Below are 15828 nucleotides of genomic sequence, written 5' to 3'. Positions count from 1 at the left end.
TCCGGTGGAACATGACCGACCCGGTGCGTAGCGGTTTCAAGCGATCCGGGCGGGCTAAGGAGGAATTATGCGCTATCAACCGCTGGGCCGGTCCGGACTGCTCGTTTCCGAGTTCGTGCTGGGAACACTGAACATGGGTTCGCACCCCATGTTCAAGCCTGCGGGCGGACTGGGCGTCGCCGCGGCACGCAAGCTGTTCGACATCGCGTTCGACCACGGTGTCAACATGATCGACACCGCCAACATGTACTCGTTCGGCGAAGCGGAGGAGATCGTTGGCGAGCTCCTCGCCGGTCGGACCGACGACATCCTGGTCACCTCCAAGGTCCGCATGCCGCTTGGTGATGCACCCAACCAGGGCGGCGCCTCGCGCGCCCACATCGTGCGCGAGGTGGAGAAGAGCCTCCGGCGGTTGCGCCGCACGCATCTCGACCTGCTGTACCTGCACCAGTGGGACGGAATCACGCCCATCGAGGAAACCCTGTCCGCTCTCGACGCCCTGGTCACCTCGGGCAAGGTCCGCTACACCGGAGTCTCGAACTTCTCCGGCTGGCAGATCACGAAGACGATGTACGAGGCCCGGCTACACGGCCTGGTCGCTCCAGTCGTACAGCAGGTCAACTACACCCCGGAGAACCGGCAGACCGAGTACGACATCCTGCCCGCCGCCCGGGACGCCGGTCTCGCCACGTATGTCTGGAGCCCGCTCGGCGAAGGTCTGCTCGGCGGCAAGGTTCGTCGCGGGCAGGCGGTGCCTCCGACCACCCGCCAGGGCACGGAGTGGGCCGAGCCGCACGTCGTCGACATGGAGCGCGCATACGACATCATCGAGGTGTTGGCCGGAGTCGCCGACGGCCGAGGCGTCAGTATGGCCCGCGTGGTCCTGGCGTGGCTGCGACAGCGGCCCGGCGTCACGGGGATCGTGCTGGGCGCCCGGACCGAGGAGCAGTTGCGCGACGACCTCGCCGCGCTGGAACTGACGTTGACCGAGGACGAGATCGCCGCCGTCGACACCGCGACCCAGCCTCCCGCGATCTATCCGTACTGGCATCGGGCGATGCTCGCCACCGACCGTCCCGATCCCGTCGAACAGCCGTATCTCGACGGCTACCAGCGAATGGTGAACGCGAACGCCTGAGGTCGGTCGTCGGCCTCGCCCGTGCGCGGCAGCCTCGCACCCGGTGCGCGGCTGCCGCGCCTACTCTGCCGCCGGGGCGGACGGTGCGGCGGCGATCGCGTCCAGCGCGGCCCTCAGATAGACAGCGAGCGTACCGGCGTCGCCGTTGACGAGTTCGCTGCTGCGCAGCACGTTGCGCATGAACTGCACGCCGGTGCAGACGGCGACGAGCAGAGCGGCCCGGGCAGCGGCATCGGGGCCGGCGAGTTCGTCGGCCAGTACGCGCTGGAAGTTGCGTTCGAGGCTGTCCCGCATGATCGTGGCGGCCCGCTCGTTGGAGGCGGATCGTAGGGTCAGGAGCATGCCGGCGGCGTGCGCCGCGGTCGGGTCGGAGAGCAGTGCCCGAGCGGCCTCGGCGTTGGTCTCCGGCGTCATCATCAGGTGGTCGGCGTAGGCGTCCTCGACCACCCGGGTGAACAGTTGCTCCTTCGACCCGAAGTATCGCCCGATCAGGCGCGGATCCACCCCGGCGAGCCCTGCGATTTCGCGTACCCCGGCCCCGTCGTAGCCGGACTGGGTGAACACGGTGCGTGCGGCGTGGAGGATGGCCTGCTTCGTGGCTGCGGCGTCACGTTTGCGTGACATGTAGCCGGTCGAGGCCGAGTCGTCGGTCACCGTTCAAGGATAGGCGGCCGACTTGCAAGTCCACGCTCGTGGACATATCCTTGTCCGCAGGCGTGGACATATCGTCCGTGCCGCCAATCTGAAGGACGGACATGACAATCCCGCAGCGCAAACTCGGCCCAGGAGGGCTCGCCGTCGGTGCCATCGGCTACGGCGCCATGAGCTTCGGTGACTACTACGGCCAGAGCGGCTACGACAAGGACGCGGCGGCGCGGGCGATCCTGGAACGTGCGGCCGAACTCGGCGTTACCCTCCTTGACACCGCAGACGTGTACGGACCGAGCGAAGAGATCCTCGGGCGCGCACTACGGGGCCATCGTGACGACTTCGTGGTGGCGACCAAGTTCGGCATCGTGCTTCCGTCGCGGCCGGGCGAGCAGGTGCGGCTCGACGGCACCCGTGCCTACCTGCGCGGTCAGTTGGAACAGTCACTGCGCCGGCTCGGCACCGACCATGTCGACCTCTACTACGCGCACCGCATCGACCCCGATACGCCCATTGAGGTCACGATCGAGGCCATGGCCGAACTCGTCACCGAGGGCAAGGTGCGACACATCGCCCTGTCCGAGGCCGGCGCGGACACCCTGCGGCGGGCCGCCGCGGTGCACCCCATCGCCGCGGTGCAGACGGAATGGTCGCTGTGGCAACGGCAGATCGAGAACGAGGTCCTGCCCGTCGCCCGCGAGTTCGGCATCGCGGTCATCCCCTACAGCCCGCTCGGCCGGGGTGCGCTGACGGCGACCCTCGCGTCGCGCGCGGAACTGGACGAGAGCGACCACCGGCGGTCGATGCCGTGGTTCTCCGACGAGAACTTCGACGCCAACCAGCTATCGCTGGCCGTAGTTCGCCAGATCGCCGCCGAAGTCGATGCCGAACCGGGCCAGGTGGCGCTCGCCTGGTTGCTGCACCAGGGCCCGGACGTCGTTCCGATTCCCGGCACGCGCCGGGTGTCATATCTCGCACAGAACGCCGCCGCTGCCGCCGTCACCCTCAGCGACGACCAGCTGGCCCGGCTCAACGCGATTCGGATCGATGGCGAACGTGAGGCCCAGGCGAACCGCGAGATCCCCAACTGGTTCGACGGCGTCACGCCGCCCCTGCCCGAATGACCTTGCGGTGGACCGGTGAGTGTCGGCCCGGCACCCTCTGGCGGCGCCGCGGCGAGGATCGACGACGATGAACTCGCGCGAGGCGCCGGCGCGGATCTCCGCCTTCTCGACGGCGATCACGGCTGCCGAATCCGTCATCGGAGACGAAGCCCAGGACCCGCGCGTACGCCAGCGGTCCCGCAGCCGACTGTGCGGTCACGGCCACCGGACGGCGCGGGCGGTGCTGATGCTGCACGGCTACACCCATGCCCCTGAGCAGTACGACGGACTGGCCGAGGAGTTCCACGACGGCGGATACAACGTGTGGATTCCGCGTGCCCCCCAGCACGGCACCGTCGAGGCGAACGGCCACCACCTGCTGAACGCCGCGGAGCTGAGACGCTACGCCGAGGAGGCGCTCCGGATCGTCCGGGGCCTCGGCGACGAGGTGGGTGTCGTGGGGATATCCGGCGGCGCCGTACTCGCTGCCTGGCTGGCCGGGCAGCACGAGGATGTCAGGCGCATGCTCCTGCTGTCGCCGTTCTTCCGCCCCGACGTCCGGACGGTGCCGGTGATCGCACTCCGCCCGCTCGCCTTCCTGTACGGACGCCGCCTGCTTCCCGACCGCACAACGTCCCGCGGTTACTCGCTGGCGGCGGTGACTCAGTACCTGCGCATCGCGCTCGGCCTGCCACGCCAGCCACGCCGAACCGGCCTGCGCAGTCTGGGACTGGTCTACAGCGAGGCCGACGCGGTCATCGACAGGGCCGCTGCGATGGCGGCGGCACAGCGGTTCGCCAACGCGAACGCGATCGACCTCGGGACCCTCGTCCTCCCGGCCTCGTCCGGGGTGGCACACAACACGCTGGACCCCGTGGCGCTCGGGGACGAGGCGTCGGCGCTCTACGGTCGCTACCGGGCGCTATACGAGGGCACCGGACCGCTGTGACAACGTCGACGCGACTCGCCCGGGCCGATGCGTGCCCTTCGCCGACGCGGAGCGAGGTGCTCGAATCTCGTCGTGCCCTTCGCCGACGCGTGCCCGTGCCTTGGCTGGAGCCGGACCAGCAGGTTGTCTGGGCAGGAGCTGCCTGGGAAAAACCCTTCCCCTCCCTCCTCCGGTCACAGGGCGTCACAATGGGGATATGACAGCAAAACCGTCGTCGCAGTCCGAGCTCGGCGCGTTCCTCAAAGCGCGCCGGGCGGAACTCACGCCGGCAACGGTAGGGCTGCCGGAAGATGGCACCGTACGGCGGGTTCCCGGGCTGCGACGAGACGAGGTCGCTCGGCTCGCGACGATCAGCGTGGACTACTACACCCGGATCGAACAGGGCCGGTTGCGGGCGTCGGCGACCGTGCTCGGATCACTGGTACGCGCGCTGCGCCTGGACGAGGGGCAGCAGGCATACCTCTACGAACTCGCCGGAAAGACGCTGACCGGGCGTCGACATCGGCCGGCGCAACGGGTGCGACCCTCGATCCAGCGAATGCTGGATCGGCTCGACCACTCGCCCGCAATCGTCTTCGGACGCTATTACGACATCCTCGCCTGGAACGCGGCGGCCGCAGCTCTGTATCAGGACTTCAGCAGATTGACCGCGGCCGAGCGGAACTATACCCGGCTGTTGTTTCTCGACCCGGCGAGCCGGGACCTCTTCGTCGATTGGGAGGAGGCCGCCCGGACCAGCGCGGCAACGCTGCGGTTGGAAACGGCCGGCAACCCGGACGACCCACGACTCGCGGCGCTGGTCGGCGAGTTGACGGTACGCAGTCCGGAGTTCCGGAACTGGTGGAACGACCGGGTCGTCTCCAACGCCAGCTACGGGCAGAAGCGCTACCGACACCCCGTCGTCGGTCCGCTGACCCTGGACTGTGACACCTGGATCAGCCCGGACGATCCCGACCAGACACTGATGGTGATGACTGCCGAGCCAGGCGGCGCGGCGGAGGAGGGATTGCGAATTCTCGCATCCTGGTCCGCCGACGACGAGACCCCTCTACCGGACAGAGAGGAATCAACGTCTCCGTCCGACAGGCGGGGGTCATGACCGATCCGACCCGGCACTCCTTCACGATCGGCGGCGACCTGGCCGTGTCACGCGTCGGCTTCGGCGCCACCGGAGAGGAGTTGAGGCGGGTTGGCAGCCAATGTCGCACGACCAGGTCGCGCGCGCCGCGTCGACGGGCAGACCGTCGACGTCACATTCGCGCATCTGCCCCCGACAGACCAGCCTGAGCTGCAGGCCGACATCGACCAGGCCTACGTACGGAAGTACGGCTCCCTTTCGGACGGCATCGTCGCTCGGCAGGCCCGGACGGCGACGGTACGGCTCGCGCCGCGGGAATCTCCGCCTTCCTCGTACGATGAGCCGCCGTCACTCCCGTTCCGCCAGAACGACTCGGCTACCGGAGGCCGATGACCGCTCGATCGCGTCGATCAGACGATGCCGGGTCAGCGCGTGTTCGAAGTCGGGCACCGGCAGCCCGCGCGCCAGGTTGTCGTAGAGCCGCGCGACGCCGTCCGCGGGTGTGCCGGCCAGACCGGCAGGTACCTCTGAGGTGTAGCGGGATGGCACCTCCAGCGGCATGACGGTGGTGTCCGGGTTGCGGCCGCCGGCGAGGGTGAGTTGGGCGACCTGTACGTTGCCCCAGCCGGCTGTCAGCACCAGGTCTCCGTCGGTGCCGTTGATCTCCCAGCGGAAGTTGTCACCTCGGGACGCGCCACCCCGGTAGAAGACCGAGGCGGCCGCGCCGGATTCGAGTGTGCCGACCAGCCCGACCTGGTCGGGGGCGGTGACGGCAATGGTCGACCCGTCCTCGACCACCGTGGCCTCCTTCCGGCTGACCACGAGGTTCGCAGTCACCGACGCGAATTCACCGAGAATGGTGTGCAGGGGGTCGAGTGCGTGTAGTACGGCCGAGGTGAGCAGGGTCGCGCCGGCGGTGTTGTCGAACCAGTAGGCCTGCTGGCGGGTGGCGACCCGGCCACCCCAGACCATTCCCGAGCCGACCATCGTGGTGCCCAGCACTTCGCCCACGTAGCCGTCCCGGATCAGGTCCCGGGCGTATCGCACCTCGGGGGCGAACCGGCCCTGGAGCCCCACCACGGTACGGGCCCGAGTGGTCCGAGCGAGTTCCGCGAGCCGGGTGGCCTGCGCGAGGCCGTTGGCGAGCGGCCATTCGCTGTAAACGCCCTTGCCTGCCTTGAGTGCGTCCTCGATCAGGTCGACGTGCTGGGTGACCCGTGCCGCGACGACCACGAGTTCGATGCCGGGGTGCGCCAGCAGCTCCCGATGGTCGTGGTACGCAGCCACACCCAGTCGCTCCCCGGCGGCGGCTGCCGAAGTGCGCCGGGATGTGCTGACGGCGCGTAGCGCGTAGTCGGGTGACGCGGTGATCACGGGGATGTGCGACTGGGACGCCCACCCGCCGACGCCGATGATGCCCACACCTGTTGGTGACATGTTGCTCCTTCCAGCGATGCGACGACGATAAAGCTTTCTGGAGCGACCGACAAAGAATACGGGCGTGTCGGGGGTCACCTGCGAGCAAAGCGCCGGGTCGTTCTTGGTCGGACGATCCAGAACTGTTAACGTGGAGGCGTGGCAAGGCAACGGGAGTTCGACACCGACGCCGCCGTGACCGCAGCCATGGAGCTGTTCCAGCGCAAGGGCTACGAGGGCACCTCGATGCGTGACCTGGCCGACGCGACCGGCCTCGGCAGCGGCTCGCTCTATGCCGCTTTCGGTAGCAAGGACGGCCTCTACCTGGCGGCGCTCGACCTCTACCGGCAGCGCTACGCCGCTCCGCTTACTGACCTGCTGCGTGCCGGACAGGACGCCCGCGCGGTCATCCGAGAGGTCTTCGTGGGCGTCGTCGACGACATCGTCCAGGACGGCCGTCGTCAGGCCTGTCTGATCGTCGGCGCCGCGACCGAGCGGGCCCACCGGGACGGTCGGGTCGCCGAGCGGCTTCGGGCAACCACGCAGTCGCTGGAGGCGGCCCTGTTCGACACCATCGCCGAAGCTCAGCTCCGCAACCAGATCCCGGCCGACCGAAGTCCCGCAGAACTTGCCACGTTCCTGGTCACCACTCTCCAGGGCCTCCGGGTGATGGGCGCCGTCAGCCCATGTCGTGCCACGTTGATGCTCTCCGTCGACGTGGCGATGCGTTGCCTTACCTGAAGTCCGTCCGGCGGCACCCCGATCCGACCGCAGGGCGTGCGTGGTGCCTGTGTCAATGCTCACCCGAGTCTCGCGCGACATGTCCTCAGTTGAGGACTAGCGTTGTCCGCAGGTGAGGACAACGTCCTCGTTGTCGCGGTCGAGATGGAGTGATTCGGTGAGCGTTACGGATGGGATGACGGATGCCGAGGTCGGACGGGCTCCCAAGGTCGGACGGGCTCCCGAGGTCGATCCGGAACTCCGGGACCTACTGGCGGCCTTCACTGCGATGGTTCCGTCCACCATCACCCCGGACATGCTCGCGCAGCTACGCGCCACCATGGCGACGATGACCGTTCCAGAGGAGGACCTCTCGGGCGGTGGCCGCCTCGTCGTGGAGCGCCACCGGGTCCCGGGGCCTGCCGGCGGCCCGGACGTGGGCCTTCTCGTCTGCCGTCCACGGGACGCGCCGACGCTGTCTCCGGTGATCTATTACGTGCACGGAGGCGGCATGGTCATGGGTAGCAACCAGGGCAATGACCTGGTCCCCCTCCTCGCCCTCGCGGCGGAAATCGGATTGGCCCTGGTCTCGGTCGACTACCGCCTCGCTCCCGAGAACCCCCATCCGGCGCCGGTCGAGGACTGCTACGCCGGTTTGGCCTGGACCGCCGATCATGCGGCTGAGCTGTCCGTCGACCCGAACCGCGTCGTGATTGCCGGCGCGAGCGCGGGCGGTGGTCTCGCGGCCGCCACCGCCCTGCTCGCACGGGACCGCAGCGGTCCGCGGCTGGCCGGCCAGTTGCTTCTGTCGCCGATGCTGGACGACCGCAACGACTCGTACTCGGCGCGCCAGATGGTGGGCATCGGCGTATGGGATCGCGGATCCAACGAGTTCGGTTGGGAGGCGTTGCTCGGCACGGGGCGGGGCACCGCCGACGTCGATCCCTACGCGGCCCCCGCCCGGGCGGCCGATCTCGACGGACTGCCCCCGACCTTTCTGGATGTCGGCACGATGGAGACGTTCCGGGACGAGATCGTCGACTACGCGAGCCGCATCTGGCGTGCCGGCGGCAACGCCGAGCTGCACGTGTGGCCGGGAGGATTCCATGGGTTCGCCCTTCAGGCCACGAACGCCCGACTCGGGCGGCAGGCTCGCGGCCGATGGCGGGACTGGCTCGTTCGCATCCTCGACCTTCCGGCGGAATCCTGACATCAAGGGACGGGGAGGAAACAGAATCATGAGCGGGCAGGACGGGGTCAGCGGCAGGGTTCTCCTCCGGCAACTGCCATCCTCCGCTGGGCTCTGGCGATCGGGGCCGCGCCGGGGCCGCCGCCACATAACATGAAGCCGTGGAGTGGGTCTCCGTACGCTTCGCGGGTGGTCCCGCCGACGGCGCCACCCGGCAACTGCCCGCCGGACCGGGTGGTGGACCACCGCGACGCTGGGTGCTGAACAGTCGGGACGGGCACGCCGGCCAGCCCGGCCCGGGCCGGCCCTGCGCCGACCACCTCTACGAGTTGCGCCCCGGGCAGGACGCCGACGGTTGCTGGACGATGGCCTTCGTCCGCTCCGACCCAGTCGGCATGACCGAATAGCGACCGCCGCGCCGGGGCAGGACAGCGACCGCTGTCGTGAGACGACAGCCACCGCCTCGGGAAGAATCCGCTCCACCGGATACAACCGGACGTGGCCCGGCGAGCATCTCAGTGCCGGAGTCGTCACCGGGAGGGCCGAGCGGATGCCGCCGCACTGGGAGCAGGAGTACGTCGAGTTCGTCACCGCCGCGCTGCCCAGGATGCGGCGGTTGGCGTACCTGCTCTGCGGCGACGCGCACCGGGCCGACGATCTCGTCCAGCAGACCTTCACCACCCTGTACGTGCACTGGCCCCGGATCCGCACCGTGGCGCACCTCGACGGGTACGCCCGAGCCACCCTCGTCCGCTTCTTCCAGTCCGAGAAGCGGCGGCCGTGGTCGAAGCGGGTGCGTCTCACCGAGGCGCCGCCCGAACCGCTCCCACGGCTCGGGCCGGACGTCGAGGAGCGGACGGTGCTGCGGGCCGCGCTGGACCGGCTGCCCCGCCGGCAGCGTGCCGTACTGGTGCTGCGGTTCCTCTGCGACATGCCGGTCGCGGAGGTGGCCGAGGTGCTGGGCTGTGCTCCCGGGACGGTCAAGAGCCAGAGCTTCCACGGATTGGCCGCGCTGCGCCGGCTGCTCGACGACCAACCGGGTCTCGACGAGCGACCGGGTCCGGTCGTCGGCGACGCTGGCCGGCACCCTTCGGGGAGGAGATGAGATGCACGAGTACGACGAGGACGCCGCCCGTAGCCTGCTGCGCCCGCTGGACGTGGAGCCGGACCGTCCCTCCACTCTGGAAATCGACGTCCTGCTCCGGGCAGGCCGGCGCCGGGTCCGGAACCGGCGGCTGGTGGCCGGCGGCGGGCTGGCCGGAGCCACCGCCGTCGTCCTGGTGGCGGTCCCGGTCACCCTGGCGGCGGTACGCGACGGCGGCTTCGCCGTTCCTGCCCCGGACACCGGCCGGATCGCCCGGCCCGGTGTGCCGGCGTCCGCCGCCGGCACACCGGGCGCACCGACATCCGCTGCCGGAACCCCCGGCACGCCGACATCCGGCGACCCGAATCCGCCGCCCGCACCCACCCGCTGCGTGCCGCAGCGGCTACCGGTGCCCGAGGGCGCCACCGAGAGCCAGGTACTGGACGGCGACCCGACCGGGCGGTATCTGGTCGGGGTGGCCCGGGATCTCCGGTCGGCGCGTACGTGGACGCTGCAATGGGACCGGGGCGCACTGACAGTGCTCGACCCGCCGACCACCGACCCGCCCCGGCTGGTGGTCAACTCGCGGGGGACGGTCGCCGGCGACGGCATCGCGGTCCGGGACGGGACGGCCACCCGGATGAGCTGGGTCTACCGGGACGGCCGCTTCGTCGACCTGGCCGACCCGGACGGCAGCGCCCGGGGTGTGGTGGACATCAACGAACGTGGCGACATTCTCGGCGACCTCCACACGCTGACCTACCAGGGCCGGCCAGCCGGTGCGAAGGCGAGCAGCCCGAGCAGCGGTGGCGGGGCGCCGACCGGTGGCGGCACGGTGGTCGGCGGGTCCGGACCGGTGGTCTGGCCGGCGGACGCGGCGGGCCGGCCGATCAGACTGGAAACCCCGGAGGGCACATACTCCGGCTACGCCACCGGGATCGACGACGACGGCACCGTGGTCGGCGGGGTACACCCGGCCGGCTCGGAGTCGACCCCGCGCATGACGGTCTGGTCGCCGGACGGCACGCCGCGCACGCTGGCCCCACCCGACGGTTACGGCGGCACCAGCGCCACGGCGTCGATCCGGGGTGGCTGGGTGCTCGGCTGGTCGGCTCCGCCGCCCGGCACCGAGGAGAAGGCGGTGGCCACCCGCTGGAACCTGCGTACCGGTGAGGCGGCTCCGCTGACCGGCCTGCCGTGGGCGGCGGCGGTCAACCGGCACGGCTGGACGGCCGGCTTCGTCCGGGACGCGACCGGGATCGAGACCCCGGCGGTGCTCGCCGGTGCGCGGCCGCTCGCGCTGCCGTTGCCGGCCGGAGCGGTACCCGGCCGGGAGGGACCGGCAGCGGTGACCATCAGCGACGACGGCCGGGTGGTCGGCGGGCACGTCTCGACCGCCCCGGACGACGCCGCCATCGCCGCTGTCCGCTGGACCTGCGACTGACCGCCACGCCACACCAGCGGATCCGCATCCGGACCCGGACCCGGATGCGGATGCGGATGCGGAGACGGGCGGCGGTGCGGCGGGGAGTCGAGCGACCCCCGCCGCACCGCCGCCGTCGATCGCCGGATCAGACGACCTTGATGGTGCCCTGCGCCTCCAGCGGGCAGGGTGCGTTGGGGTCGAAGGTGAGCTGAATGGCGCTGGCCACGAAGAAGCCGCCGATGGTCTGGGCGGCGATCTCCGCCGGGGTGCCGGGCGGGACCCGGTTGACGTCCTGGGCGAAGACGAAGACCTTCCAGATCCCGTACGGCTGCTGGCCGGCCTTCTCCAGCTCCTTCAGCGCGTCCCGCAGATGGAGCCCGGCGGTGTACTCGCCGTCGCCCGGGCGCGCGTCGAAGCCGACCCCGTCGTCGGTCAACGGCACCAGGAAGTAGAGCCCCTGCGGCGCCCGGAACAGCGCGAACGCGTAGAGTTCCGGGCCGGCGTAGGGCGCACCACCGGGCCGGGTGAACGTGGAGCGGACCCAGAGCAGTCCCGGCGAGGCGACGGTGTCCGGGGTGATCACCTTGACGTCCTCGGTGACGTGCACGTTCGTCTGTTCCTCGGAGACCGCGTGCTGGTACGTCGCACCGGTGGTGATCCGCTGGTACGCCCACTCGACCTGGGTCCGGTACGCCCGCCCGGCGTGCGGCTCGTCGAGGAGCCGCCAGTGCGCCTCGACCCGCTCACCGGTGGTGAGCTCGCCCGGAGCGGGTGGCGTGGCGGTCTGCCCCCGCCAGTGTGGATCGGCGTCGTCGGCGAGCCCGACCGCCAGGGCGACCGAGGCGACCACCCCGGCCACCCCGGCGACCGTGACCCCGCCCTTGAGCCCGTCGCCCGGCGCCGGTGTGCAGCACTCGACGCCAAGCCCGGGATCGGTCTCCTCGAACTTGCCCTTGACGCCGACGTTGAAGGTGCCGGAGCCGAGCGCCGCGGCGATGATCCCGACCAACGCGGCGATGGCGAAGACGATCCAGCCGAGGACCTTCCACCACGGGTCGTCGAAGGGCAGTTCGCCGTGCGTCCCCGGGTACGCCGGGTTCGGCACCCAGACCATGGTGCAGCCGGTCGGGACGTACGGCCCGGTCCAGGGCGGACGTTCCTTGTCGTCGCCGGGCTTCTCGCCGGGGTACCAGACGCTGCCCTTGGGCGGTGCGATGACGGTCGGCTTGGAGAGTTCCAGCCGCCCCTCCGGGACGGTGACCGAGTAGGTGTCGGTGGCCTGGTCGTAACGGGTCTGCGAGACGAAGATCTGCCGGATCGACCGGGCCGAGCTGAAGCCGTCGGCTCTGGCGACGAAGCTGACCAGCGGCTTGCCGGGGGTGGCGTGCTGGAAGTCGGCCGCCCAGGAGACCAGTACGGACGCCCCGGCCGGGATCGTCGGGAAGGTGTACGTCTGCCCCGTCACCGCGATCCCCGGGTCGCCGACACTCTCCAGGTAGAGGGTGACGTTGGTCAGGTCGCCGCCGGAGGTGTTGGTGTAGTGGCAGGCGATCCGGAGCTTGTAGAGCGCGTTGTCGAAGATGCCGTCCGGCAGCATGACGTTGGTCAGCGGTTCGATGGCGAAGGGTCGGGTCGGTACGACCATCGGCGTCGGGCTCACTTCTTCTCCTCCTTGCCGACCACGGCGAAGGAGATCCCGCCGAGCAGCCGTTCCCCGTCGTCCTCGCGTACCTCCACGAGTTGGTACTCGCCGGTGCCGAGCCCGGTGCCGCCGCGTACGGTCAGGTGCACCGGGACGCTGCGCCCGGCCGGCACCTCCACGACCAGTTCCGGCTCGCCGATCCCGTCGTTCGGGTCGGTGATCGGCTTCGGCGAGAAACCGACCTCGACGACCGCTTTCTCCACCGGCCGGCGCTCGGCCAGTCCGAGCGTCCAGAGTGCCTCCTTCGGCAGTTCGCCACCGATCTCGGCGCTGATCCGGATCTTCTTCGGCGCCCGCTTCGGCGCGCTGACCGTCAGGGTGAGCTTGAAGTCGTCCTTCTCCTCCGCGCCGACCAGCGTGAGGTTGCGCTGGGCGACGTTCGGGTAGCCGGGCGGGTCGACGGCGTCCGGCAGCGCGGGGTCGCCGGGCAGGCTCGCGACGGCGACGAGGCACTCGTGCCCGTCGTTGACGGTGACGACGTTCCACGGCACCAGGCAGAGCACCTCCTGGGTGTCGCCCGCCTCGACGTCGGCGTAGGCCGTGCCGATCAGGTTGAGGGTGCTGTAGAGCATCTGCACCGACGGATTGCCCCAGTAGAACCGCACCTGGACGCCGACGGCGTCCTCGCGTCCGGTGTTCTCGACCCGGGCCCAGACGTAGGCGACGTCACCGGCGGCCGGCGTCCCGGGCGGGCCGTTGGGGTCGGTGCCGGGCACCGCCCAGATGTCCGGGCTGAGCCACCAGTGCGGCGAGCCGTCCCGGATCAGCAGGTCGGCTCCGGTGGTGCGCAGCCGCGTCCCGGCACCGGAACTCGCCGCGGCCGAGCCCACCCCGCCGCTGCCGCCGGCCGCCACGCCGGCTCGTGTCGCGGCCGGACCGCCGACCTCCGGCGTACTCCTCCCGCCAGCCTGCGCCGGTACGCCGAGTGAGCCGAGCGCCACGGCGGCGAGCGTGCCGCCGCCGGAGATGCGGATGATGTCCCGCCTGGATACCGGCCGGTCCTTCAGATTGTCGGTCATGTGGTCCTTCCCCCCTTGGTAGACCAGTGCGAGTGGCAGTGGTTGACCACGCGCCATCTGGTGCGCCGCCCTGCGGGAACAGGGCGGCGGCCAGCACGACAGTGCTCCGGAAACGATCCGGAGAGTGCACGTCTCGGGCGCCCGGCCGGGGGTCAGCCGGTGCCATCGTCACACGTGAACGGTGATCGCATGCCGAACTGTCGGCGTATCGACTGCGGTCAGCCCGGCGTCCGGGGCGAATCGTCTGGACGTGTGCGTACCAGTCATGACTTGCGCAGCGGCCGTGGTCGCCCGCAGGGCGTTCTCCACGATGCCCGCGTATCCTGTTCTCCGCGCTGTCGATCTGGGACCAGCAGGTGGTGGGCCAGGCGACGCTATGTCGGGAGTTCGGCAGCGGGTCAGCGGGCCGCGATGGCGTGGAAGCCCCCCGCCCGGGTGCCGACGTAGATCCGGCCCCGCCACACCGCCGGGGTCGACTCGATGCAGCCGCCCAGCTTCACCTTCCAGAGCGGTTTCGGCGCCACCGAGGTGTCGGCGACGTCGTAGGCGTGCAGCACGCCGGCGCAGTCTCCGATCACGAGTACGTCGTCAACCACCACCGGCGACTGCCAGGTCGGGCCGGGCAGCGCGAAGCGCCACCGTACGGCTCCGGTGGCCCGGTCGACACCGAGCACCTCGCCGCCCTGGGTGTCGAAGATCGCGATGTCGCGGTGCAGCGCCGGACTGCCCCAGATCCCGGCGGGCTTGCGGGCGTGGTCGTCCACGTGCCACACGCTCGGGTTCGCGCCCCGCCGTGGATCCAGCTTCATCATCTGCCCGACCTGCTTCGACCGGGCCGTGCCGCGCTCGTATTCCGAGCCGACGTAGAGCGCGCCGGTCTCGTCGACGGCGATCGAGGCGTCGGTGTCGTCACCGGTCCAGAACCGGAAGACCCGCTTCGGCTTCTGCCCCTTCTTCAGGCCGCTGATGTCCCAGCCCTGCACCAGACCGCCCGAGTTGGCGAAGTAGACAACGTTGCCGGAGATCACCACCGAGTTCTCGATGGAGACCATCCGGTCGCCGATGTCGCGGAGTAGTTGGGCGTCCCAGCCGGGGGCGTTGAAAACCAGCTTCGGCCTGACCGTGACCTTGCCGTCGCTGCCGTACTTCCGGTTGAGCTTCACGATGTGGAACTGGCTGTTCTCCCCGCCGAGGAAGAGGTAGTCGTCGATCACCAGGCCGGCACCGTCGAAGTCGTCGTTCCACATCGTCGGCGAGACCGCCCGCGCGGAGAGCTTCCACAGCTCGGTCGGCCGTCCCCGATCGATCGCGATCACCCGGTAGTAGTTGTCCCGGGAGCCGGTGTAGACCAGCGGGAAGCCGTCCGGGTCGATCGTGACCGAGCCCTTGATGATGTCACCGGTCGGGAAGTCCGGCATGATCCGCTCGCCGGTCTCCGCGTCCAGGAAGTGCACCTTGTGGTCGTACGCGCCGAAGACCACCCAGGTCCGGCCGTCCCGTTCGAAGACCGCCGGCTGCCCGGTCCAGCCGGTACCGCACCAGACCCGGGTGCCCTTCTCGTCGGTCGACTCGCCGCAGAGGCCGCCGCTGCGCGGGAACTGCCACTGCCTCACCGGGGTTGTCCGAGGTATCGGGCCGGTGCCGTAGAACGTCCGGGTCGGGTTGCCCCGGAAGGTGAGCAGGCCGTTCACCTTGGTGCCGTACGGCTTGCCGACCAGAGCCGGGTCGGACCAGCCGGTGAAGGCGGGTCGGGCAGCGCCCGTGCCGCCGGGGGTCGGGTCGGCACCGCCCGACCAACTCGGCGCGGCGTCTCCGGGGTCGTCGGTGCCGGCCGCGTCACAGGAGCTGACGGCGAGCACAGCCACCAGGCTGACCAGAAGGAGCCGGGTGCGGGCCGGGGCGGATCCTGAACGCGGTCGTCCGGTCACCGCCACAGTGTGCCCATCGGGTGCTGCGCCCGACAGTGGGCTCTTCGGGTCAGTTGAGTGTCAGCTCCTTCCCGCCGTCAGGGTCGCCCCGGCCACGCCGTGCGCATCCGATAACGACTTCGTAACCATGTCGATGGGTCCGGGCGGGTCGACACGGGGAAAGGACCGGTGCCGGCCCGGGGAAAACCACCCCGGTGACCCGGAAACGCCCCCGGTGCCGGCGGGAGGACGCCGCAGGTCGGGAGGCTGATGCCCGTCCGGGCGCTCCGCCCGATACGCCCGTTCTGCTTGGCGGTGCGTCGGTCGGAAATCTGACCTGACACCACCCGTTGTGCCACTGATCCAGGGTGGTTAAGCTCCTTGGTGCGCGCCCCAATCGCCCGCTTCCCCCGTGGCAGGCGATCGGGGCGCGCACCTTTGTGTCCGCC

At 70.3% G+C, this 15828-nt stretch carries 15 protein-coding genes; 10 read left to right on the top strand and 5 right to left on the bottom strand.

Annotated elements, in window-relative coordinates:
* Positions 1–67: 67 nt before the first annotated feature.
* Positions 68–1138: an aldo/keto reductase gene (locus ACN28C_RS01975; RefSeq protein WP_422771908.1), complete on the top strand. Its 1071-nt coding sequence runs from the start codon at positions 68–70 to the stop codon at positions 1136–1138.
* Positions 1139–1198: 60 nt separating this feature from the next.
* On the opposite strand, the gene ACN28C_RS01970 is transcribed toward ACN28C_RS01975, so the two are convergent.
* Positions 1199–1792 (bottom strand): TetR/AcrR family transcriptional regulator, encoded by a 594-nt coding sequence (locus ACN28C_RS01970; protein WP_422771907.1) that lies wholly within the window; start codon positions 1790–1792, stop codon positions 1199–1201.
* 101 nt (positions 1793–1893) lie between these two features.
* Here ACN28C_RS01970 and ACN28C_RS01965 point away from each other — a divergent pair, with 101 nt between their 5' ends.
* From ACN28C_RS01965 to ACN28C_RS01950, 4 genes are all read left to right on the top strand, one after another.
* On the top strand, positions 1894–2910 hold the full coding sequence (locus tag ACN28C_RS01965) for an aldo/keto reductase (protein WP_422771906.1): 1017 nt from the start codon (positions 1894–1896) through the stop codon (positions 2908–2910).
* Between the two features lie 67 nt (positions 2911–2977).
* Positions 2978–3838, top strand: a complete 861-nt coding sequence (locus ACN28C_RS01960; RefSeq protein ID WP_422771905.1) for an alpha/beta hydrolase — start codon at positions 2978–2980, stop codon at positions 3836–3838.
* A 196-nt stretch (positions 3839–4034) separates the two neighbouring features.
* Positions 4035–4937, top strand: coding sequence for a helix-turn-helix domain-containing protein (locus tag ACN28C_RS01955; RefSeq protein WP_422771904.1), 903 nt, complete (start codon positions 4035–4037; stop codon positions 4935–4937).
* A gap of 90 nt (positions 4938–5027) precedes the next feature.
* Positions 5028–5309: a DUF2255 family protein gene (locus ACN28C_RS01950; protein ID WP_422771903.1), complete on the top strand. Its 282-nt coding sequence runs from the start codon at positions 5028–5030 to the stop codon at positions 5307–5309.
* On the opposite strand, the gene ACN28C_RS01945 is transcribed toward ACN28C_RS01950, so the two are convergent.
* On the bottom strand, positions 5265–6353 hold the full coding sequence (locus ACN28C_RS01945; protein WP_422771902.1) for a Gfo/Idh/MocA family protein: 1089 nt from the start codon (positions 6351–6353) through the stop codon (positions 5265–5267). The genes ACN28C_RS01950 and ACN28C_RS01945 overlap by 45 nt on opposite strands.
* Before the next feature lie 138 nt (positions 6354–6491).
* Between ACN28C_RS01945 and ACN28C_RS01940 the strand changes: the two genes are divergently transcribed.
* The 5 genes from ACN28C_RS01940 (at position 6492) to ACN28C_RS01920 (ending at position 10769) form a co-directional block, all read left to right on the top strand.
* On the top strand, positions 6492–7073 hold the full coding sequence (locus ACN28C_RS01940) for a TetR/AcrR family transcriptional regulator (RefSeq protein WP_422771901.1): 582 nt from the start codon (positions 6492–6494) through the stop codon (positions 7071–7073).
* A 157-nt stretch (positions 7074–7230) separates the two neighbouring features.
* Complete coding sequence (locus ACN28C_RS01935; protein WP_422771900.1) at positions 7231–8262, top strand: alpha/beta hydrolase; 1032 nt, start codon at positions 7231–7233, stop codon at positions 8260–8262.
* 140 nt (positions 8263–8402) lie between these two features.
* On the top strand, positions 8403–8648 hold the full coding sequence (locus ACN28C_RS01930; RefSeq protein WP_422771899.1) for a hypothetical protein: 246 nt from the start codon (positions 8403–8405) through the stop codon (positions 8646–8648).
* Between the two features lie 143 nt (positions 8649–8791).
* Positions 8792–9346 carry a SigE family RNA polymerase sigma factor gene (locus tag ACN28C_RS01925; RefSeq protein ID WP_422771898.1) on the top strand — a complete coding sequence of 185 codons (555 nt, stop codon included), beginning with the start codon at positions 8792–8794 and terminating at the stop codon, positions 9344–9346.
* Position 9347: 1 nt separating this feature from the next.
* Positions 9348–10769 (top strand): hypothetical protein, encoded by a 1422-nt coding sequence (locus ACN28C_RS01920; protein WP_422771897.1) that lies wholly within the window; start codon positions 9348–9350, stop codon positions 10767–10769.
* Positions 10770–10896: 127 nt separating this feature from the next.
* Here ACN28C_RS01920 and ACN28C_RS01915 read toward each other — a convergent pair whose 3' ends face one another.
* The 3 genes from ACN28C_RS01915 to ACN28C_RS01905 form a co-directional block, all read right to left on the bottom strand.
* Positions 10897–12411 (bottom strand): hypothetical protein, encoded by a 1515-nt coding sequence (locus ACN28C_RS01915; protein WP_422771896.1) that lies wholly within the window; start codon positions 12409–12411, stop codon positions 10897–10899.
* The gene (locus ACN28C_RS01910; RefSeq protein WP_422771895.1) at positions 12408–13472 is read right to left on the bottom strand and encodes a hypothetical protein; all 1065 of its coding nucleotides are present in this window, start codon (positions 13470–13472) and stop codon (positions 12408–12410) included. Before ACN28C_RS01910 ends, ACN28C_RS01915 begins: the two co-directional genes overlap by 4 nt.
* 398 nt (positions 13473–13870) lie before the next feature.
* The gene (locus ACN28C_RS01905; protein ID WP_422771894.1) at positions 13871–15400 is read right to left on the bottom strand and encodes a PQQ-binding-like beta-propeller repeat protein; all 1530 of its coding nucleotides are present in this window, start codon (positions 15398–15400) and stop codon (positions 13871–13873) included.
* Positions 15401–15828: the final 428 nt, after the last annotated feature.

Origin of the sequence: Plantactinospora sp. WMMC1484 (assembly GCF_049315195.1) — a bacterium.
Taxonomy (GTDB): Bacteria; Actinomycetota; Actinomycetes; order Mycobacteriales; family Micromonosporaceae; genus Plantactinospora.
The sequence above is the reverse complement of the archived record's forward strand: the minus strand, read 5'-3'. Positions and strand labels throughout refer to the sequence as shown.